The sequence below is a fragment of the Halomonas maura genome (genome assembly GCF_030409305.1).
GTDB classification, from domain to species: Bacteria; Pseudomonadota; Gammaproteobacteria; order Pseudomonadales; family Halomonadaceae; genus Halomonas; species Halomonas maura.
On the sequence record NZ_JAUFPQ010000013.1, the window covers coordinates 152,494 to 172,612 of the forward strand.

The 20,119-nt window shown below is 70.5% G+C and carries 23 protein-coding genes; 7 read left to right on the top strand and 16 right to left on the bottom strand.

The features are described 5' to 3' along the window. Window positions 1-81: 81 nt before the first annotated feature. The 15 genes from QWY76_RS07590 to QWY76_RS07660 all read right to left on the bottom strand — a co-directional run bounded on the left by QWY76_RS07590 (window position 82) and on the right by QWY76_RS07660 (window position 13,137). Window positions 82-894: a CbbQ/NirQ/NorQ/GpvN family protein gene (locus QWY76_RS07590; protein ID WP_290310522.1), complete on the bottom strand. Its 813-nt coding sequence runs from the start codon at window positions 892-894 to the stop codon at window positions 82-84. A gap of 54 nt (window positions 895-948) precedes the next feature. Beyond that, complete coding sequence (locus tag QWY76_RS07595; RefSeq protein WP_290310523.1) at window positions 949-2,304, bottom strand: cbb3-type cytochrome c oxidase subunit I; 1,356 nt, start codon at window positions 2,302-2,304, stop codon at window positions 949-951. 39 nt (window positions 2,305-2,343) lie between these two features. After that, the gene (locus QWY76_RS07600; protein WP_290310524.1) at window positions 2,344-2,796 is read right to left on the bottom strand and encodes a c-type cytochrome; all 453 of its coding nucleotides are present in this window, start codon (window positions 2,794-2,796) and stop codon (window positions 2,344-2,346) included. 176 nt (window positions 2,797-2,972) lie between these two features. Then, entirely contained in the window at window positions 2,973-3,293 is a 321-nt protein-coding gene (locus QWY76_RS07605; RefSeq protein WP_290310525.1) for a carboxymuconolactone decarboxylase family protein, read from the bottom strand. A 52-nt stretch (window positions 3,294-3,345) separates the two neighbouring features. Then, window positions 3,346-3,732 carry a SirB2 family protein gene (locus tag QWY76_RS07610; RefSeq protein WP_290310526.1) on the bottom strand — a complete coding sequence of 129 codons (387 nt, stop codon included), beginning with the start codon at window positions 3,730-3,732 and terminating at the stop codon, window positions 3,346-3,348. 5 nt (window positions 3,733-3,737) lie between these two features. Next, window positions 3,738-4,934, bottom strand: a complete 1,197-nt coding sequence (locus QWY76_RS07615; protein ID WP_290310527.1) for an NnrS family protein — start codon at window positions 4,932-4,934, stop codon at window positions 3,738-3,740. Window positions 4,935-5,054: 120 nt separating this feature from the next. Further along, window positions 5,055-5,498, bottom strand: coding sequence for a globin (locus QWY76_RS07620; protein ID WP_290310528.1), 444 nt, complete (start codon window positions 5,496-5,498; stop codon window positions 5,055-5,057). A gap of 160 nt (window positions 5,499-5,658) precedes the next feature. Further along, window positions 5,659-7,227 (bottom strand): nitrite reductase, encoded by a 1,569-nt coding sequence (locus QWY76_RS07625; RefSeq protein WP_290310529.1) that lies wholly within the window; start codon window positions 7,225-7,227, stop codon window positions 5,659-5,661. After that, window positions 7,227-8,072 carry a uroporphyrinogen-III C-methyltransferase gene (gene cobA, locus QWY76_RS07630; protein WP_290310530.1) on the bottom strand — a complete coding sequence of 282 codons (846 nt, stop codon included), beginning with the start codon at window positions 8,070-8,072 and terminating at the stop codon, window positions 7,227-7,229. The genes QWY76_RS07625 and cobA overlap by 1 nt, the downstream gene beginning before the upstream one ends. A 24-nt stretch (window positions 8,073-8,096) precedes the next feature. Continuing rightward, complete coding sequence (gene nirJ / locus QWY76_RS07635; RefSeq protein ID WP_290310531.1) at window positions 8,097-9,311, bottom strand: heme d1 biosynthesis radical SAM protein NirJ; 1,215 nt, start codon at window positions 9,309-9,311, stop codon at window positions 8,097-8,099. A gap of 23 nt (window positions 9,312-9,334) precedes the next feature. Next, window positions 9,335-9,904: a siroheme decarboxylase subunit beta gene (gene ahbB, locus QWY76_RS07640; protein ID WP_290310532.1), complete on the bottom strand. Its 570-nt coding sequence runs from the start codon at window positions 9,902-9,904 to the stop codon at window positions 9,335-9,337. Continuing rightward, window positions 9,879-10,337: an Lrp/AsnC family transcriptional regulator gene (locus tag QWY76_RS07645; RefSeq protein ID WP_290310533.1), complete on the bottom strand. Its 459-nt coding sequence runs from the start codon at window positions 10,335-10,337 to the stop codon at window positions 9,879-9,881. Before QWY76_RS07645 ends, ahbB (QWY76_RS07640) begins: the two co-directional genes overlap by 26 nt. Then, a complete protein-coding gene (gene ahbB, locus QWY76_RS07650) occupies window positions 10,334-10,867 on the bottom strand; it encodes a siroheme decarboxylase subunit beta (RefSeq protein ID WP_290310534.1) in 534 nt (177 codons plus the stop codon). The genes QWY76_RS07645 and ahbB (QWY76_RS07650) overlap by 4 nt, the downstream gene beginning before the upstream one ends. Further along, entirely contained in the window at window positions 10,855-11,349 is a 495-nt protein-coding gene (locus QWY76_RS07655; RefSeq protein WP_290310535.1) for an AsnC family transcriptional regulator, read from the bottom strand. Before QWY76_RS07655 ends, ahbB (QWY76_RS07650) begins: the two co-directional genes overlap by 13 nt. 60 nt (window positions 11,350-11,409) lie before the next feature. Then, the gene (locus QWY76_RS07660) at window positions 11,410-13,137 is read right to left on the bottom strand and encodes a cytochrome D1 domain-containing protein (RefSeq protein WP_435388970.1); all 1,728 of its coding nucleotides are present in this window, start codon (window positions 13,135-13,137) and stop codon (window positions 11,410-11,412) included. Window positions 13,138-13,500: 363 nt separating this feature from the next. Here QWY76_RS07660 and QWY76_RS07665 point away from each other — a divergent pair, with 363 nt between their 5' ends. The 3 genes from QWY76_RS07665 (at window position 13,501) to hmpA (ending at window position 16,371) form a co-directional block, all read left to right on the top strand. Continuing rightward, window positions 13,501-13,836, top strand: coding sequence for a c-type cytochrome (locus QWY76_RS07665; protein ID WP_290310536.1), 336 nt, complete (start codon window positions 13,501-13,503; stop codon window positions 13,834-13,836). A gap of 13 nt (window positions 13,837-13,849) precedes the next feature. Then, window positions 13,850-15,070: a cytochrome D1 domain-containing protein gene (locus QWY76_RS07670; protein ID WP_290310538.1), complete on the top strand. Its 1,221-nt coding sequence runs from the start codon at window positions 13,850-13,852 to the stop codon at window positions 15,068-15,070. A gap of 128 nt (window positions 15,071-15,198) precedes the next feature. Beyond that, window positions 15,199-16,371, top strand: coding sequence for an NO-inducible flavohemoprotein (gene hmpA, locus QWY76_RS07675; RefSeq protein WP_290310539.1), 1,173 nt, complete (start codon window positions 15,199-15,201; stop codon window positions 16,369-16,371). Between the two features lie 43 nt (window positions 16,372-16,414). On the opposite strand, the gene QWY76_RS07680 is transcribed toward hmpA, so the two are convergent. Further along, window positions 16,415-16,807: a ribonucleotide reductase subunit alpha gene (locus QWY76_RS07680; protein WP_290310540.1), complete on the bottom strand. Its 393-nt coding sequence runs from the start codon at window positions 16,805-16,807 to the stop codon at window positions 16,415-16,417. 187 nt (window positions 16,808-16,994) lie between these two features. On the opposite strand from QWY76_RS07680, the gene ubiU reads away from it, so the two are divergent. The 4 genes from ubiU to QWY76_RS07700 all read left to right on the top strand — a co-directional run bounded on the left by ubiU (window position 16,995) and on the right by QWY76_RS07700 (window position 20,085). Then, window positions 16,995-17,990, top strand: coding sequence for a ubiquinone anaerobic biosynthesis protein UbiU (ubiU, locus tag QWY76_RS07685; RefSeq protein ID WP_290310541.1), 996 nt, complete (start codon window positions 16,995-16,997; stop codon window positions 17,988-17,990). 8 nt (window positions 17,991-17,998) lie between these two features. Continuing rightward, complete coding sequence (locus QWY76_RS07690) at window positions 17,999-18,913, top strand: U32 family peptidase (RefSeq protein ID WP_290310542.1); 915 nt, start codon at window positions 17,999-18,001, stop codon at window positions 18,911-18,913. Then, window positions 18,910-19,656 (top strand): anaerobic ribonucleoside-triphosphate reductase activating protein, encoded by a 747-nt coding sequence (locus QWY76_RS07695; RefSeq protein ID WP_290310543.1) that lies wholly within the window; start codon window positions 18,910-18,912, stop codon window positions 19,654-19,656. The genes QWY76_RS07690 and QWY76_RS07695 overlap by 4 nt, the downstream gene beginning before the upstream one ends. Window positions 19,657-19,806: 150 nt before the next feature. Beyond that, complete coding sequence (locus QWY76_RS07700; protein WP_290310544.1) at window positions 19,807-20,085, top strand: hypothetical protein; 279 nt, start codon at window positions 19,807-19,809, stop codon at window positions 20,083-20,085. Window positions 20,086-20,119: the final 34 nt, after the last annotated feature.

Genomic DNA, 20,119 nt, shown 5'->3' on the forward strand with positions numbered 1-20,119 from the left:
TCCCTGGGCGCTACTTTTGCCATCCCTGGTCAAAAGACCTTCGCTGCGACCTGCCCCCGGCGCCCCAGCTCGGCTTGGCATTCACCCAAAGGTGGCGCGAATGGCTTCCATCAACCCCTCCTGGACATCCGCATCGTCGGAGAGCGGCTCCACCAGGGTGGCCCGGGCCGCCTCGAGGACCGGCATGCCGCCCTGGATCAGGGTCGCGCAATAGACCAGCAAGCGGGTCGAGACGCCCTCCTCCAGGTCCTGGCCCTTCATGGCGCGCAGGCTCGCCGCCAGGTTGACCAGGGCCGCGCAGCGTTCGGCGGGCAGGCCGCTCTCCCGGGCGACGATGTCGCGCTCCACCCCGGGGGGCGGGAAATCGAAGGACATCGCCACGAAGCGCTGGCGGGTGCTGGGCTTGAGCGACTTGAGGATGTGCTGGTAGCCGGGGTTGTAGGAGACCACCAGCATGAAGTCGTCGGGCGCCTCGAGCAGCTCGCCGGTGCGCTCCAGCGGCAGCAGGCGACGGTCGTCGGTGAGCGGATGCAGCACCACGCTGACGTCCTTGCGGGCCTCGACCACCTCGTCGAGGTAGCAGATACCGCCCTCGCGCACCGCTCGGGTCAGCGGGCCGTCGACCCAGCGGGTCTCGCCGCCCTGCAGCAGGTAGCGGCCGGTGAGGTCGGCGGCGGTCAGGTCGTCATGGCAGGCCACGGTGTACAGCGGCTTGCCGAGCCTCGCCGCCATGTGGCTGACGAAGCGGGTCTTGCCGCAGCCGGTCGGCCCCTTGAGCAGCAGCGGCAGGCGCTGGCGAAAGGCCTGCTCGAACATCGTGCACTCGTTGCCGACGCTCTGGTAGAAGGGCGGTTCCTGCTCACGAGGGGTGGCAGCCAGGGGGGAAACAGCCATGCGTTGACTCCCGAATCGATGAAGCGAGGGACGGCCCCGTGGGGCCGTCCGCGATCAGAGGCGCTCGGCCCCGGCGGTGAGCTGGGTACCGCCGGCCGGCAGCTGCACCCGGGCCCGGCCGAAGAAGGCGACGATCAGCAGCACCGCCCCCACGGCCACCGCCACGCCGGCGCCCAGGCGCATCAGGTAGAAGAGCTCGAGCTGGCTCTGCACCTCCATGTAGTTCATGCCCAGCACGCGCTGCAGGTGGGTCTGCACCACCCCGGCGAAGGTCAGGGTGAAGGTCATGAAGCACATCGCCGAGGTCATGATCCAGAAGCCCCACATGTTCATCACCTGGTTGTAGGGCTGGGTGCGACGCAGCGCCGGCATGGCGAAGGTGATCACGCCGAGGATCAGCATCACGTAGGCACCGTAGAAGGCCAGGTGGCCGTGGGCCGCGGTGACCTGGGTACCGTGGCTGTAGTAGTTGATGAACGACAGGGTGTGCATGAAGCCCCACACGCCGGCACCGAAGAAGGCCACGGTCGGGCAGCCCAGTGCCCACAGCATGGCGGCCTTGTTGGGGTGGTTGCGGCTGCCCTTCCAGAACATGGTGAAGGCGAACACCACCATGGCGAAGAAGGGGATCACCTCCAGGGTGGAGAAGATGCTGCCGATGGGCTGCCAGTAGCTCGGCGCGCCGATCCAGTAGTAGTGGTGGCCGGTGCCCAGCAGGCCGGAGAACAGCGACAGGCCGACGATGACGTAGAGCCACTTCTCGATCACCTCGCGATCGACGCCGGTCATCTTGATCAGCAGGTAGCCGAGCAGCGAGGCCATGATCAGCTCCCAGACGCCCTCCACCCAGAGATGCACGACCCACCACCAGTAGAGCTTGTCCACGGCCAGGTTGGTCGGGTTGTAGAAGGCGAACAGCCAGAACACCGCAGCCAGCCACAGGCCCAGCATCAGCACCAGGTTGATGGCGGTCTTGCGGCCCTTGGCCAGCGTCATGCTGGTGTTGAAGAGGAACATCAGGAAGGAGATGGTGATCAGCACCTTGACCCAGAACGGCTGCTCGAGGAACTCGCGTCCCTCGTGGATCCCGAACTGGTAGCCGACCAGGGCCGCGGCCCCGGCGAAGGCGAAGATGGCCAGCTGCAGGTAAGCCAGCCCGGGGCTGTGGATCTCCCGCTCGGCCTCTTCCGGCATCAGGTAGTAGGTGCTGCCCATGAAGCCGAGCAGCAGCCAGACGATCAGCAGGTTGGTATGGCTGACGCGCATGATGTTGAAGGGCATCAGCTCGGCCATGAAGGTCGGCCAGGCATAGACGGAGGCGGCCAGCAGGCCGAAGACGATCTGCAGCGCGAACAGCGCCATGGCCACCATGAAGAAGGGCAGGGCCACCCTCTGGGTCTCGTATTTCATCGCTATGGGTCTCCTTGCGTCATCCGAAGCGCTGGCGGCCTAGCCGGCGGGATGCGGTGGCCAGTCCTGAGCGTCGATGCCGTCGGTCCACTCCAGGAAGTCGATCAGGGCATCGAGCTCCTCGTCGCTGAGGTCGAACTGCGGCATCTGCCGCCGACCCGGCGCGCCCAGCGGCTGGGCCTTCATCCAGGCGATGAGGCCGGCACGGGCCGCCTCGGGATTCTCCCGGCCGCCGTAGCGCGTCCAGACGTTGCCCAGCTCCGGGGCGAAGTAGGCGCCCTCGCCCATGATGCTGTGGCAGTTGATGCACATGTTCTCCTCCCACACCTCCTTGCCGTGCTCGACGGACTCGGAGAGCCCCTCGCTGTCGGTGGACGTGTTGACCATGTACCAGTGGCTGTGGGCCGTCAGCGCGGCGAACAGCAGAAAGAAGAACAGCGACCCGCCATAGAAGATGTTGCGGGCCGCCGACTTGGTGAGACCTTCGGCCATGAACCATACCCCCTCGCTCGCATCGCGCCGCCTGGCGGCCGCGCCCAATAACATGCATTAAAAATACATGTTAAGATTAGCGTCTTCCGGCGGGGCGAACCATGACGTCGATCAAGAAGGCGGCATTCGAGGGGAACCGGCGGGCGGCGAGGCCGCCCGAGCGGGATCGGCGAGGATCAATCGCCTTCGGTGAAGTCCTCGATCCAGGTCAGCGCCGCCGCGCTGGCGGGCAGGCCCAGGGTGGGGATGGCCAGCATGGCCACCTGTTTCAGGGCCTCGGCGGACTCGCCCTCGGCCAGGGCGCGACGCACGTGGGAATGCACGGCGCCCTCGGAGCCCGAGCCCACCGCCAGGGCGAGCTTGACCAGGCGGCGGGTTCGGGCATCGAGGGGACCGGTCTCGGCGCAGGCCTTGCCCAGCGCCGCGAAGGCTTTCCAGACCTCGGGATGCTGGTCGGCCACCTGGCGAGCGCCGGAGGGAAGCGATTGTTTCGCCATGAGGGGGTCCTTCTGACGGTGAGTGACGCCACTCAGTATAGGAAGCGCCGCCTCAGGCCAGCCAGGACAGCGGACTGTGCCGGACCGCCGCCCCCACCATGAAGGCGAACACGACCAGCGCGGCCAGCGCCGCCACGCCGCGCACCGCCGGCGTCCGCCCGCGCTTGATGGCCAGGGTGCCGAGGCCGATATAGGCGATCAGGGCGAGCAGCTTGGCGGCCAGCCAGGGCTGCTGGTGGGGCCACAGCGAGAGGGCCACCATCAGCCACACCCCGAGCCCCAGCAGCAGGGTATCGACCAGGTGGGGCAGCACCCTCACCCAGCGCCGGGCGAGGTTCGGCGAGGCCCGCACCGACCACCAGGCCCGCACCAGGAAGAGGCCGAGGCTCAGGGCGGCGGCGCTCATGTGCAGGTGCTTGATCAGGGCGTAGTGTTCCATGGGGATCAACCGTCCTTGCCATCCAGGCGGGCGCTGCTCAGCGGCAGCGCGTAGTGGAGCAGGAAGATCGCGTAGGCCAGGCACCAGAAGATGATGCCCAGATTGTAGGTCCAGTGGCTGATGCCGGGAAACAGCGCCAGCACCGGCGAGCGCAGCACGGCGGCGGCGAGCAGCAGCGCCAGGGCCACGCCGATGCCCGGCAGGCTCGCGATGGGGCGACCGGTGTGGCCGAGCGAGACGCGTGCCATCATCGCCAGCATCATGGTGCCCATGCCGCCGATGGCCAGGGCATGCACGGCCAGTTCGACGCGGAAGGCGCCCAGCGCCGCCAGGGCCCACATGGCGAGCCCCAGGCAGAGGAAGGCGTAGCTGGCATGCAGTCCCCAGAGCAGCGGTTCGCGGAGGGTGCGGTGTCCTTCCCAACGGGCCAGCCGCAGGGCATTGGCCAGTGCGGCCAGCCCCGTCAGCCCGGCCATCCCGGCGCCGGGCAGGGCCAGGCCCAGCACGGCGGCCAGCTGGACCAGCACCAGCGCCGCCATGCTGCCCAGGGTCAACCGCTCCAGCCAGGGCCGCGGCGCCGGCCGGGGACGTGCCAGGCGATTGGCGGTGAACATCGGGATCACCCGCCCGCCGATCACCACCATCAGGGCAGTGATCAGCAGCACCGCCAGGTAGGCCCCCTGACGGATCAGCGCGGCATCCCCCTGCAGGACGCCGAGATGCATCGCCAGGTTGGCCAGGGCCAGCAGCCCGAGGGCGGGCAGGAAGACCAGGTTGCGCCAGCGCCGGGCGGCGATCACCAGCCGGGCCATCACGGCGGCCACCACCACCAGGAAGGCCAGGTCCACCAGCGCCGGCACCAGCGGCGGCAGCCCCAGGGGCACGGCCAGCAGCACCCGTCCGGCCAGCCATAGCGCCACCAGGGCCAGCAGGGACCAACCGCGCAGGCTCGGCAGGCCGGTCCAGTTCTGCACGGCGGTGAGCAGAAAGCCCGCCACCACGGCGGCGGCGAAGCCGAACAGCATCTCGTGCTGGTGCCACCAGAGCAACCCGCCCTGGGGCCTGAGCAGCACGTCGCCGTGCCAGAAGGCCAGCCAGACCATCAGGGCGACCATCCCGAACAGCGTGGCCAGCAGGAAGAAGGGACGGAAGGCGAGGCGGGCCAGGGGCTGGCGCGCCGGCGAGAGGGAAGCAGCTGTCATGGCGAATACCCGACCGGAACACTTGGATATCGACATTGTGCGCCCGGCGAGGCCGGCAAGACCATGACGGGCATCAAGAAGACTGCTTCACATCACACCCGTTGTCCCGGCCCGGCGGGCTCAGGCGCTATCGCCCTCGCCGACCAGCGTGTCCCGCTCGTAGTGGAACTTCATGTAGACGATCCCCGGGGTCATCACCAGGCGCCAGGCCAGCTCCACGGTGTCGTTGAACGCCGGGTCGAAGTCGCGCAGGGTCGCCACCATGGTCTCCAGCCAGAGGTCGTAGAGGGGCGGAGGGATGTCGAGATGCCGGCGATTGTGGCTGATGGCCACCTTGTCCAGGTAATAGTCGGCGTGGCTGGAGGCATAGAAGGTCAGCAGATGGTAGAAGGACTTCTTGAGCATGGCCTGCTGGCGATGCATGTCGGTATGGCGGAACTTCTCCGCCACCTCCGGCGAGGCGGCGACGAAGCGCTCGTAGAAGGCCTCGAAGAAGCCCTTGCCGTCGACCTGGCGCTCCAGCACCCGGGCATAGCTCGCATCGAAGACCGTCTCGATATCCACCGCCTGCCTCCTCCGGCCGTCCCCATCGGGCAAGGGCCGGCCGTCACCCCTGACTCGAAGCGTAGCCCGCGCGACCGGCGCGGCCCAGCGCTCGAGGCCCGGTGCTTGACCGGGATCATGACACGGCCGGTCGGGCCGCTCGAGATACCGCGGTGATCCGTCAGTGGCTGGTGCCCTCCTCGTAGCGGGTCTTGTTCCAGACGTTGTACTTGCCCGAGGGCTTGCTCATGGGAATGCGCTCGAGCGCCTCCAGGGTGTCGCCATCGTAGACGATCACCGCCCCCGCCTCGTCCCAGATGCTGAGCAGCAGCCTCTCGCCATGGCGGTCGAACTCCACGTGGGCGGCGGTCTTGCCGGGCTCGGGGGTCAGGGTCGCGACGATCTCCAGGCTCGCCTTGTCGATCACGTGGACCCGGTCGCGATGGGGGCCGAAGAAGACGTCCACCCAGGCATGGGGCGAGTTGGCGTGGCTGCGCATGAAGAAGCCGGGACCGTCGGTCTCGAGCGTCTTCACCAGCGACCAGTCCTGCATGTCGATGATCGAGACCGCCGCCCTGGCCAGGTGGGGGATCGCCATCACCCGGCGCCCCTGATGCTCCCAGGTGATGCCGGACCCCAGGTGCGGCATGCCCTCCAGGGGCAGGTCGGCCACCTTGTCGCCGCTCTCCAGGTCGATCACCATGCCGCCCCGGCCGCCCCGGGAGGCACCGATGAGGTGGCGATAGGCCGGGTCGAAGAAGAAGTCGTCCAGGTAGTCGGGCACCGGAATGCGACGCACCTGGAAGTTGGGGGTGTCATGCCCGCGTTGCGTCTCCAGTGGCGTGGCCATATGCCCGGTGGCGACCACCGGTTCGGCCGGCAGCGGCCAGGGAATCTCCCAGACCTCCTCGATGTCCTTGAGCGCGGCAATGAAGCTGCCCCGGGGCGGCGCGGCATAGACGGCGCTGACCCGGGAGCCCTGCCCCGCCGTGCTCGCCACCGGATAGACCTTCATCAGGTCCAGGTTGTGGGCGTCGAACAGCACCAGGCTGTGGGGCAGGTAGTTGGCGGCCATCACGTAGCGGCCATCGGCGGAGACGGCGATGTTGCGCATGTTGATGCCGGCGCGCACCTCGGCCACCACCTCGAGGTTGTAGAGGTCGTACTTGGTGATCCAGCCGTCCCGGGAGCCGAAGAACACGTAGCGGCCATCCGGGGTGTACTTGGGCCCGCCGTGCAGGGCGTAGCGGGTCTCGAAACGATGGATCCGCTCGAAGGTATCGCCGTCGAGCAGGCTGGCGTGGTGATCGCCGGTCTCCACCACGATGAAGAGGTTGAGGGGATCGGCAGCGAAGGCCGGCGCGTCGGGCAGGCTGCCGTCGGGATGCGCAACGACCTGGCTGGCCAGGATATCCTGCGGGGTCCAGCGCGGCTCCACCGCCGGGGGGCGGTAGAGCCACTCGGCCAGGGAGGCAATCGCCGCGTCGTCGAGCGTCTCGCCGAAGGCCGGCATCTGGCTGGCCGCCCGGCCATCGCGGATCACCGCCTCGGCCGCCTCGGGCGTCAGGCGCGAGAGATTGCCCGGCAGCAGGGCCGGGCCGATGCCGCCGAGGCGGGCCTCGCCGTGGCAGGCGGCGCACTCGGCCTGGTAGAGCGCCGCGGCCTCCTCGGCGTCCGCCGGTGCACCGACCGCCAGCAGCACGGTGGCGACCAGCGTCGGCAGGCAGGGCCTGTGCCGGGCGATGCGCATCACAGGGCCACCCGTTCGCCGACCCGATCCCGGATCTCGCCCTCGGCGAGGATCGCCACCTGCGCGGCCGGCTGGGCCAGGGTATCGGCCAGGCGCACCACCTCGCCCACCACGATCAGGGTGGGCGGCGTGAGTCCCTCGCGGGCGATGGTCGCGACCAGTTCGCCCAGGCAGGTGATCACCCGGCGCTGCTCGGGCGTGGTGCCGCGCTCGACCAGCGCCACCGGGTGGCTCGCCGGCAGGCCGTGGGCCTGCAGCTGCCGGCTGATCGTCCCGGCGTTGGCCAGGCCCATGTAGAACACCGCCGTGTGGTGGGGCACCGCCAGGGCGCTCCAGTCCAGGATCAGCTCACCGTCGCCCTTGCGGTGACCGGTGACGAAGGTGACGCTCTGGGCGTGGTCACGATGGGTGAGCGGGAACCCGCCATAGGCGGCGCAGCCCTGGGCGGAGGTGATGCCCGGCACCACCCGGAAGCGGATGCCGTGCGCGATCAACACCTCGCCCTCCTCGCCTCCGCGCCCGAAGATGTAGGGGTCGCCGCCCTTGAGCCGCACCACCCGCCGGCCCTCGCCCGCCAGCCGCACCAGCAGGGCATTGGTCTGCTCCTGGGTCAGGGCATGGCAGCGCGAGGCCTTGCCCACGTAGAAGCGCCGGGCTTTGGGACTGGCCAGGGCCAGCACCTCCCGCGAGACCAGGCGGTCGAAGACCAGGCAGTCGGCCTGCTCGAGCAGCGACAGGGCCCGCAGGGTCAGCAGCCCCGGATCGCCGGGCCCGGCACCGACGATGGCCACCTCGCCGGGCGCCAGGGGGGCCTCGGCGAGCTCACAGGAGATTCGATGGGTCATGGCGGCGCTCCTCGCTCGGCCTGGCTAGAGTTCAATGGCCGGAATGGCCGCATGGGGCGCGGCGAGGCGGCGCCCGGGCACGTCACCGAGGCCGATCTCGGCGTTGGTCAGGTAGCAGCCGGGATCCTCCTCCCAGGGATCCCCGCAGACCTTCCAGGCCCGCACCCGGGTATTGCCATTGCAGAGGGCAAGAAAGCGGCAGTCGCCGCAGCGCCCCTTCACGGGCCGCGGGCGCTGGCGCAGGCCCTGCATCAGCGGGTCGGTGGTGTGGCGCCAGATCTCGGAGAAGGGCGTCTCGCGGACATTGCCCAGGTCGTGGTCCCACCAGAAGGTGTCCGGGTGGACGTTGCCCAGGTTGTCGATATTGGCGATGTGCTCGCCGGAGGCATTGCCGCCCCACCGGGCGAGGCGCTGCTCCAGGGCGTCGGCCCGGTCAGGGAAGTGCTCGCGGGCCCACATCAGCAGGAAGGGACCGTCGGCGTCGTTGTTGCCGGTGACGTACTCGCGCTCGATGCCGCGTTCCAGCTCGTCCCGGCAGTGGTCGAACAGCCGGGTCATGGCGTCCCGGGTCATGCGGTACCAGGCGTCCTGCTTGCTGTGACGACGGCCGCGTCCCCCGTAGTTGAGGTGCGAGAGGTAGAACTTGTCGACGTCGTGCTCGGCGAGCAGGGCCAGGATGTCGTCGAGCTGGGCATGGTTCTCCCGGGTCAGGGTGAAGCGCAGGCCCACCTTGATGCCACGCTCCTTGCACAGCCTCACCGCGTGCAGGGACTCCCGGAAGGCTCCCTGGCGCTGCCGGATGGCGTCGTGGGTCGCCTCCAGGCCATCGATGCTGATCCCCACGTAGTCGTAGCCGACGTCGGCGATCGCGTCGATGGTGGCCTCGGTGATCAGGGTGCCGTTGGTGGAGAGCCCGGTGTAGAGGCCGAGCGCCCGGGCCCGACGGGAGAGCTCGAGGATGTCGGGGCGCATCAGTGGCTCGCCCCCGGACAGGATCAGCGCCGGCACCCGGAAGCGATGCAGGTCCTCCAGCACGGCATGGGCCTCGGCCGTGGACAGCTCACCGGCGAAGTCGATGTCCGCCGACGTCGTGTAGCAGTGCTTGCAGGTCAGGTTGCAGCGACGGATCAGGTTCCAGATCACCACCGGCCCGGGCGGCTTGGCGGCCGGCGCTCTCGTCTCCGGTACGGGGGGCACCGGCGCGAGCAGCGTCTTGATGTAGCGGGTGACTCTGAACATGGCGTCTCTCCTCGACGGGCGCCTCAGTCGCGGCGCTGGGTGTCGCTCCCCGGGCCACCGGCCCCCAGGCGCAGCCCGGTCTTCTTGAGGATGCGCGAGCTGTAGAGGATGCGGTGGTCGCGGCAGGCCTCGCCGAGACGGGCGCGTAGCACCTCGGCCTGGCGCTCCACCTCCTCCCGGCTGTGCCCATGGAGCATGGCGAAGAGGTTGAAGGGCCAGTGGGGGCGGTGCCGGGGGCGGCGGTAGCAGTGGCTGACCCCCTCGATGGCGGCCACCTCGCGGCCCAGCCGGTCGATCTCGGCATCGTCGACGTCCCACACGCTCATGCCGTTGGCCACGTAGCCCAGGCGATAGTGGTTGGGCACGGCGGCGACACGGCGGATCACCCCGCGCGCCGCCATGGCCTGCATCCTGGCCAGCACCTCGTCGCCGCTCATGCCCACCCGCCGCCCCACCGCGCCCCAGGGATCGGGGACCAGCGGCAGCCCGGCCTGGGTGGCCAGCACGATGGCGCGGTCGCGTGGGTCCAGGTGACCCGCCGGCGTCGCGGCGTCCTGCGCACGCGCCTCAGACGGGCAGGTGGAGTCGGACATGGAACTCCTCCTCCTTGGGCAGGTTGAACACCGGCAGGCCGGTGGCCGCCTCGATGGCCTCGATCACCTCGGCGATGCGCCCCGGGGTCTCGGTGGCCAGCACGAACCACATGTTGAGGGCGTGCTCGCGGCGATAGTTGTGGGCCACCTCGGGAAAGGCGTTGACCGCCTCGGCGACCCGCTCGAAGTCCGGCTCCGGCACCGCCAGGGCCGCCAGGGTCAGGCCGCCGCCCAGCCGCTCGGCGTGGTACAGGGGGCCGAACCGGCTGAGCACCCCGGCCTCGCGCAGGCGCTCGAGACGGTAGAGCAGCTCGCCCTCGGCGATCCCCAGCGCCGCGGCCACCGTGGCAAAGGGCCGCGCCACGAGCGGCAACCCGTCCTGCAGGCGGTTGACCAGGCGGCGGTCGACGGCGTCCAGCGCGGCGGGGCTCATGGCGACGGCTCCCCGGCATAGCGGCCGCCACACTGGCGATAGGCCCGCTCGCTGAACAGCACGCGATGCTCGAGGTCCGCCAGACCCTGGCGCTCGACGATGGCCGCGAGCTCGGCGAGGACCCGCTCGCGGCGGATGCCATGCAGCATGCAGAAGAGGTTGTAGGGCCAATCGGGGAGGCATCGCGGCCGTCGATAGCACAGGGTCACCGCCACCTCCCGGGCCAGACGGCGCCCCGCCTCGGCGACCCGGGCGTCGGGGACGTCCCAGACCACCATGGCATTGGCCCGGATGCCCAGCGGACGGTGGCGCACCACCAGTCCCTGGCGCTTGATCAGCCCGTTGGCCTGCCAGCGGTGGACGCAGGCCAGCACCTCGCCCTCGGTCAGGCCGCACTGCTCGGCCAGCACCCGCCAGGGGCGCGGCGACAGGGGCAGCCCCTGCTCGAGCCGCTCGCGCAGGCGACGCTGCGCCTCGCTCGACACGCTGGCGCCGTCCGGCGCCTGGATGACGGCAGTCACGGTGGGCATGTCCCCTCCAGTTCGGCCCAGGGAATCGGAATCGCCAGGTCGATGTGATAGCCCTCGAGCATCGGCAGGCGCAGCAGCGGATAGCCCAGCGTGGCCTCCAGTCGATCCAGGCGACTCGCCAGGACCGCCTCATCCGGGGCGGTCATCACGAACCACAGGTTGTAGGCGTGATCCCGGGCGTAGTTGTGGTTGACCCCGGGGGCCCGGTTGACGATCGCGGCGCAGGCCTCCCGCTCCGCGTCCGGCACGGACACCGCAGCGAGCAGGCTGGCGCCGGCCCGGGCATGGTCGAAGACCGGCCCCACCCGGCTCACCACGCCGAGGGCCAGCAGGCGCTCGAGGCGGGCGATCACCTCCGCCTCGGAAGTGCCCAGGCGCTCGGCCATGCGGGCGAAGGGCCGGATGCAGACCGGCAGGCGGCGCTGGTAGCAGTCGATCAGGCGACGGTCCAGGGCATCGAGGTCTCGCGGGTCAACAGGCATCGCGCCCCCTCATCCACGGAAATCGGGGGCGGGCCGGGATGACCGGCCCGCCGGGACGCCTCAATAGACGTCGTGCTGGGTGTTGTAGACGTTGAACTTGCCGGTGGGCGTGACCAGCCGCGCGTCCTTGATCACCGCCTCCAGCTCGCGGGTCGCGTCGTCCACCACCACCAGGGCGGAGGTCTGGTCCATGGTGTTCCACACCGAGAACCACACCTCGTCGCCGGCGTGGTTGTACTCCGGCTGCACGACCCGCTTGGGGCCCTCGCCGAGATCCGCCCACTCGGCGATGGGCAGCACCTCGAAGCCGGCCTCCAGGTCGTTGATGTCGTAGACCGCCACGCTCTGGCTGATCGCCTCGCCGGGGTTCAGCGGGGTGTCGACGTAGAGGTTGTCGGACTCGGGGTGGGTCTTGATGAACAGCGAGCCGCCGCCCTGGCCCTGCAGGGTACGCACCACCCGCCAGGCCTGGTCGGGATGGCCGTCCGGGTCGGTGCCGATCAGCTGGATGCTGTTGTCGCCGAGGTGGCTGGTGGCCCAGACCGGCCCGAACTCGGGATCGACGAAGTTGGCGCCGCGGCCCGGGTGGGGAATCTTGCCGACGTCGACGATGGCCTCCAGCTCGCGCTCTTGGGCGTCGATGACCACGATCTGGTTGGACTCGTTGGCCGCGGTCAGGAAGTAGCGACCGGTGCTGTCCCAGCCGCCGTCATGCAGGAAGCGGGAAGTCTCGATCTCCACCGTGGAGAGGGCGTCCAGGTCCTCGTAGTTGACCAGCTGCACCTTGCCGGTCTCCTTGACGTTGACGATGAACTCGGGGTGCTGGTGGGAGGCGACGATGGCCGCCACCCGCGGCTCGGGATGGTACTCCTGGGTATCGACGGTCATGCCCCGGGTGCTGACGATCTTCAGCGGCTCCAGGGTCTCGCCGTCCATGATCACGTACTGCGGCGGCCAGTAGGTGCCGGCCACGGCGAACTTGTCCTCGTAGCCCTCGAACTTGGAGGTCTCCACCGAGCGGGCCTCCAGGCCGACCTTGATGGAGGCGACGATCGCCGGCTCCGCCATCCACAGGTCGATCATGTCGACCTTGGCGTCGCGGCCGATCACGAACAGGTAGCGCCCGGAGGCCGACATCCGCGAGATGTGCACCGCGTAGCCGGTATCCAGCACCTGGACGATCTCCTTGGAGGCGCCGTCGATCAGGGCGATCTGGCCGGCATCGCGCAGGGTCACCGAGAACAGGTTGGCCAGGTCCAGGTCGTTCAGCTGCTCGGTGGGACGCTGCTCGGGCGGCACCACCACCTCCCAGCTCTCCTGCATGGCCGGCAGGCCGAACTCCGGCGGCACCGGCGGCTCATGCATGATGTACTTGGCCATCAGCTCGATCTCGTCCTCGCCGAGTTCCCCCGAGGTGCCCCAGTTGGGCATGCCGGCCGCGGAGCCATAGGTGATGAAGGCCTTGAGGTACTCGAGCCCCCGCTCCTGGGTGATGTCGGTGGTCAGCGGCTTGCCGGTGGCGCCGTTGCGCAGCACCCCGTGACAGCCGGCGCAGCGCTGGAAGTAGATCTCTTTGGCCTGCTCGAACTCGGCCTCGCTCAGGTCCGGGGCGCCGGGCGTGCGCACCGTGCGGGCCGACTCCGCCTCCACCGCCGACTCGGTGCCCTGGTAGGCCGCCTGGGACTCGTCGATGTTCTCGTGCGGCTGAGCATGGGCCAGGCCGATGCCCAGGGCCGCGGCGGTCACCGCCATGGCGAGGGGCTTGAGATACCCGAGTTGCTTCATCATCGCTCCACCTCTGTCGTGATCCACGTATGCGCGTTCGCCAGGCCGGGGGGTTGTTGTGATGTCACCGGAGGAGCATCGGCATGGGCGTGGGCGACGAGATCGATGACCCTCCTGGCAGCCAAGCGTGGTGCACTAACGCGCATTTTTCATGCACCTTCAGCGTGTCAGCGGCGGATTCCCGCCCCTTGTTGACCTGGGTCAAGGGCCTCACCGGCGAGCCGCCACGGGACATTGCGACGCGCCCGGAAGCGTGCTTTCGGGTCGGCGTCGCCGGCCCGGTTGACGCCGGTCAAGGCAGGCCGACCCGCCGGGCGCAACACTGAAGACCATCGCCACGGCCCGGCCACGACACGAGGACCGCCCATGCCCACGCCCTTCCCACGGCTGCTGCCGGTGCTGCTCATCGCGCTGGCCTGGGGACCGGCACCGGCCGATGCCCCCGACCCGGCACGCCAGGCGGCGCTCGAGACCCTGCTCTACCAGGACTGCGGCTCCTGCCACGGCATGACCCTGCGTGGCGGCCTGGGCCCGGCGCTGAGCCGGTCGCGGATGCGGGCCTACGACCGGGACGCCCTGGCGGCGCTGATCCTGCACGGCATCCCCGGCACCGCCATGCCCGGCTGGGCGCCGCTGCTCGGCGACGCCGACGCCCGCTGGCTGGCCGACCTCCTGCAGCGCGCCGCCCCCCAGACCCCCTGAGACCGGAGTGACCATGACCCCGACCGCCCGGCGCCTGCCGCCGATCGCCGCCCTGCTCGCCCTGCTCGCCCTGCTCGCCGGCTGCCAGTCGCCGGGAACGCCCACCGAGCGGGAGGCACTGCGCGGCACCGGTGACCTGGGGGTGGTGGTCGAGCGGGCCACCGGCAGCCTGCTGCTGGTGGACACCAGCGAACGGTCGGTCATCGCGCGCCTCGAGGGGCTCGGCGACCTGTCCCACGCCTCGGTGAAATTCAGCCGCGACGCTCGCCATGCCTTCGTGTTCGGCCGCGACGGAGGCCTGACCCGGGTCGACCTGCTGACCGGCGAGATCAGCGAGCGGGTGATGCAGGCCGGCAACAGCATCGGCGGGGCCATCTCCCAGGATGGGCGCCGGGTGGCGGTGGCCAACTACGCGCCGGGCGGGGTGAGGGTCTTCGACAGCGAGACCCTCGACCCGGTCGCCGACATCCCGGCGACCTACCGGGCCGAGGACGGCACCCGGCAGCGCGCCAAGGTGGTGGGCCTGGTGGATGCCCCGGGCAACCGCTTCGTCTACAGCCTGTTCGAGGCCGGCGAGATTCATCTGCTGGACATGAGCGGCGAGACACCGACGCTGACCCGCTTCACGGCTATCGGCGCCCAGCCCTACGACGCCCTGATCGACCCCACCGGGCGCTACTACCTCGCCGGGCTGTTCGGCGAGGACGGCCTGGCCCTGCTGGACCTGTGGCATCCCGAGCGGGGCGTGCAGCGCGTCCTGCCCGACTACGGCCGCGGCGAGGCGCGCCTGCCGGTGTACAAGATGCCGCATCTCGAGGGCTGGGCCCTGGCCAACGGCTCGGCCTGGCTGCCGGCGGTGGGGCGCCACGAGGTGCTGGTGGCCGACGCCGACGACTGGACCCTGGTCGACCGCGTGCCGGTGCACGGCCAGCCGGTCTTCGTCATGAGCCGGCCGGACGAGCGCCAGGTGTGGGTCAACTTCGCCCATCCCGACAACGACCTGGTCCAGGTCATCGATACCGAGTCCCGGGAGGTGATCCGCACCCTCTCCCCCGGGGAGGCGGTGCTGCACATGGAGTTCACCCCCCGCGGCGAGCATGTCTGGATCTCGGCCCGGGACAGCGACCGGGTCCGGGTCTACGACACCCGGACCCTCGAGGTCCTGGCGGAGCTTTCGAGCGAGTCACCGAGCGGCATCTTCTTCACCGACCGGGCCCACCGCATCGGGTTGTAGGGCGGCTCGGCAAGCGTTGGCCCGTTCGCCCTGCGACATTTTGCGTCAGCCCCGGCGCTGTCGGCGGCGCCATGAAAGAGGTATTTTGCTTACTCCTTTAGCAACACCACGGACCACGGAGCCCCGCCATGCTGACACCCGCCCAGGAACGCCTGATCGAGGCCACCGCCCCGGTCGTCGCCGAGCACCTCGATGCCATCACCCGGTGCTTCTACCCGTTGATGTTCGCGCGCTACCCCGAGGTCAAGCCGCTGTTCAACCAGGCCCACCAGGCCAACGGCGGCCAGCCCCGGGCACTGGCCGGCGCGGTGCTGGCCTATGTCCAGCTGCGCCGCGATCCCGAGCGGGTACGAGAGACCCTGGCCACCGTGGTCAGCAAGCACGTCTCCCTGGATATCCGGCCCGAGCAGTATCCGATCGTCGGCGAGTGTCTGATGGCCGCCATCGGCGAGGTGCTGGGCGAGGCGGTGACGCCGGAGATCGCGGACGCCTGGGGGGCGCTCTATGAGGAGCTGGCCGGGCTGCTGATCGAGCTCGAGGCCCACCGCTATCGCGACTTCGAGCATCGCCCGGGGGGCTGGCGCGGCCCCCGCGACTTCCACATCGCCGCGATCCGTCAGGAGAGTGCGGTGATCCGCTCCTTCGTGCTCACGCCCGTGGATGGCGGGGCGGTGGCCGACTTCGCCCCGGGCCAGTACATCGGCGTGCGCCTGGTCATCGATGGCGAGCCAGTCTACCGCCACTACAGCCTCTCGGCGGCGCCCAACGGCGAGAGCTACCGGATCTCGGTCAAGCGCGAGCCCGAGGGCACCGCCAGCCGGCACCTGCACGATGCCATGGCGGTCGGCGACACCCTGGCACTGCTGCCGCCGGCCGGCGCCCTGACCCTGGTGGACGGCGACGAGCCGCTGCTGCTGGCCAGCGGCGGCGTCGGCCAGACCCCCATGCTGCCGCTCGCCCGGCAGGCGCTGGCCCAGGGACGACGGGTGGTCTACCTGCATGCCGCGCTGGACGCCGACCACCATGCCTTCGCCGACGAGGTGGCGAGGCTCGCGGACCGCCATGCCGGGCAGCTGCGGGTGGTGACGGTCCACGAGCGGGGCGACGGCGCCGACCATCTCGGGCGCATCGACCGCGAGCTGCTGGCCCGCTACCTGCCCGAGGGCCAGCCACGCTGCTACTTCGTCGGCCCCCAGGTCTTCATGACCACGGTCAACCGGTTCCTTGCCGAACTGGGCATCCCCGATGAGCGTCGCCACTACGAGCACTTCGGGCCGTCGCAGCCTCTCGACGCCGCCTGATCCCCGCTCTCCGGCCCGGACGCCTGCGTCCGGGCCGCCGACCTCACTGGAAGCTCACCACCTCGCCCTGCCGGTCGAAGGCCAGGAAGCGCTCGATAGCGCCCATCTTCAGCGACTCCACCATGCGCTGCAGGTGTGGCTCGACTTCCGCCTGGTGGCTCGGGTCGTCCAGGGCCGCGACGAAGGCGATATCCCAGGCGATGCCCGTCTCCTCGGCTTCCGCCACCAGCGCCGCCATGTCACCGAGTTCGTCGGGCGTCTTGTCGACGCACAGCACCGGCGTCAGCACCCCGCCCTCGCCCTGCGCGAAGCGCGCCCGTTGCGCCTCGCTCGGTTGGTCCGGCAGTTCGGCGCGGGTCAGCACGAACAGCAGGCGCTGCGGCTCGGGCTGGCGGCGGGCCTCCTCGAGCAGGTCGGCGAAGTGCGAGATGGCCATGGGGCCTCCTTGGGATCGAACGGAAAGGGATGACGGCAGGGTAGCCGGCCGGGGCCGCCCCCGGAAAGCCTTCTCTCGCGCCCGCCCACCGAGGGGCCGCGCAACCCGGGCCCGCCATGACCCGGGTCAAGGGCCAGGCGCCGATAGGCGACTAGCATGGTCGGGTATTCATCGCCAGGAGACCGCCATGCAGCTCGTCTGCCCCGCCGGCAACCTGCCCGCCCTGAAGCGTGCCGTGGACGAGGGGGCCGACGCCGTCTACTTCGGCTTCCGCAACGCCACCAATGCCCGCCAGTTCGCCGGCCTCAACTTCTCCGACCGGCGCGCCCGCCAGGGCATCGACTATGCCCGGGGCCGCGGCCGGCGGGTGTTCTGCGCCATCAACACCTACCCGCAGCCCGACGGCTGGGCCCAGTGGACCCGGGCCGTCGACCAGGCCGCCGAGCTCGGCGTCGATGCGCTGATCCTGGCCGACATGGGCCTGCTGGAGTATGCCGCCCGCCGCCACCCCGAGCTGCCCCGACACCTCTCGGTGCAGGGCTCGGCCACCAGTCACCAGGCGCTGCGCTTCTACCACGATCACTTCGGCATCCAGCGCGCCGTGCTGCCGCGGGTGCTGTCGATCACCCAGGTCCGCGACCTGGCCAAGCAGAGCCCGGTGGAACTGGAGGTCTTCGCCTTCGGCAGCCTGTGCATCATGGCCGAGGGGCGCTGCTACCTGTCGTCCTACCTCACCGGCGAGTCGCCCAACACCCGCGGCGTCTGCTCCCCGGCCGCGCACGTGCGCTGGGAGCAGACCCCCGCGGGGCTGGAGTCGCGGCTCGGCGGGGTGCTGATCGACCGCTATGGCGAGGAGGAGCGGGCCGGCTACCCGACCCTGTGCAAGGGGCGCTTCGACGTCGCCGGCGAGACCTATCACGCCATCGAGGAGCCCACCAGCCTCAATACCCTGGAGCTGCTGCCGGAGCTCGACGAGCTGGGCATCAGCGCGGTGAAGATCGAGGGCCGCCAGCGCAGCCCGGCCTATGTGTCGCGGGTCGCCGGCATCTGGCGCCAGGCCCTGGACCGCCTGGCCCGCGACCCGGCGCGCTTCCGCCCCGACCCGTCCTGGCTGGCGGGCCTCGGCGAGCTCTCCGAGGGCGCCACCACCACCCTGGGCGCCTACGAGCGGCGCTGGAAATAGGAGGCTCCATGACCGACACGCCGCTGCAACTGAGCCTGGGGCCGGTGCTCTTCTACTGGACCCGCGAGGACTACGCCGCCTTCTACCGCGAGGCCGCCGACTGGCCCGTGGAGGCCGTCACCCTGGGCGAGAGCGTCTGCTCGCGACGCCGCGACATGAAGCTCGACGACTGGCTGGGGATCGGCCGGGAACTCGCCCAGGGCGGCAAGCGGGTGACCCTGGCCTCCCAGACGCTGATCGAGTCCGAGGCCGACCTGCGCGACCTGCGCAAGCTCTGCGACAATGGCGAGTTCGTGGTCGAGGCCAACGACCAGAGCGCCCTGCAGTTCCTCACGGCGGCCGGGCTGCCCTTCGTCGGCGGTGCCGCCCTCAACCTCTACAACCGCCAGGCCATCGCGCTGCTCGCGCGCGCCGGCCTGCAGGCCTGGCAGGCCCCGGTGGAGATGTCCCGGGAGGCGCTCGCGACCCTGCTCGACGACTGCCGCACCCAGGGCGTCACGCTGCCCTGCGAGGTCTTCGCCTACGGTCACCTGCCGCTCGCCTGGTCGTCGCGCTGCTTCACCGCCCGCCGCCACCAGCGCCCCAAGGACCGCTGCCGGTTCGTCTGCCAGAAGTACCCCGAGGGCCTGGCCCTGCGCTCCCAGGAAGCCCGGGAGGTGTTCACCCTCAACGGCATCCAGACCCTGTCCGGGGCCTGCCAGGACCTGCGCCATGCGCTGCCCGACATGCAGGCCCTGGGGGTGGCGACGGCCCGGCTGAGTCCCCGGGCCCGGGGCATGGCGGAGATCGTGGCGGCCTTCGATGCGGCGCGCCACGGCCGGCTGCCGGCCCCCGACCCGCTGGCCCTGGTCGACGCCACCCTGTGCGACGGCTACTGGCACGGTCGGCCCGGCATGGACCACCACCCGGAGACCGCCCCATGACGATTCCCGCCATGCGCCTCGAGGACGAAACGGCCCGGCCCCTGCGCCTTCCGCTGGCCGGGCTCACCACCCTGGACCCCGAGGCCTTTCCGGGCCGCCGCGCCGCGGTGGTCTACCTCCAGGGCTGCCCGCTGCAGTGCGGCTACTGCGAGAACGGCTCGATGATGGCGCCTCGTCGCGGCGCGCCCGGCGAGTGGGCGGCGGTCCGGGACTACCTGGAGCGTCGCCTCGGCGACCTGGAGGCGGTGGTGTTCAGCGGTGGCGAGCCGACCCTGCACGCCGACCTGCCGGCGGCCATCGCGGACGCCCGCGCCCTGGGGCTCTCGGTGGGCCTGCACACGGCGGGCCCCTACCCCGACCGCCTGGTGCGGCTGCTGCCGCAGCTGGACTGGGTGGCTCTGGACGTCAAGGGCCGCGGCGCGGACTTCGACCGCATCGGCGGCCGCGACGGGGTCTGGCGCCGCCATGCCCGCAGCCTCGAGGCGCTGCTCGCCGGGGAGGTCGCCTTCGAGTGCCGCACCACGGTGCACTGGCGGGACTTCGCGCTGGCCGACGTGGAGCGCCTGGCGTTGACCCTGGCCGACTGCGGCGTGCGCCGCTATGCCCTCCAGCTCGCCCGCACCGAGCGCTGCCAGGACCCGGCGTACTGCGCGCCGGTGCCGGGTGCCCCCACGACGCCGGCCCTCGAGGCCCTGGCCCGCCGCCTGCGCCCTCACTTCGCCAGGCTCACGCTGCGTCATTGAACGGCGCAGGGCCTCCCCGGCGCACGCCGAAGCTGGTGATCAGGGAACTCCTCGCCCCCACTCGCTGCCCACGGGGGGCCGAGCCGTCACCCGACGCCTCGGGGTCGCGACAGACGGCTCCCCCATTGCCGACGCAGCAAGGAGCGATGCATGCAAATCGTCATCGAGAACATCAGCATGGCCGACGAGGAGTTTCACCAGCTCATCAGCGGTGAGACCGGCGATGCGCTTCGCCAGACGGCCAAGAACTACCTGGGCAGCCAGGGCCACACCGAGAAGGAGCTGGCCCGGCTCAAGGCGGCCGGTGGCGCGGAATATGAAGACTTGCGCAGGAGGATGACAGCGCACGCGATCGAGGTGGTCAGCCTGCCGCCGACCGACTGGCACATCCGCTTCGATATCGCCTTCGACGGCGGCAAGAAGGCCTAGCCATCGCCGGCCCTCGCCGGGGGGCCGGCACCGG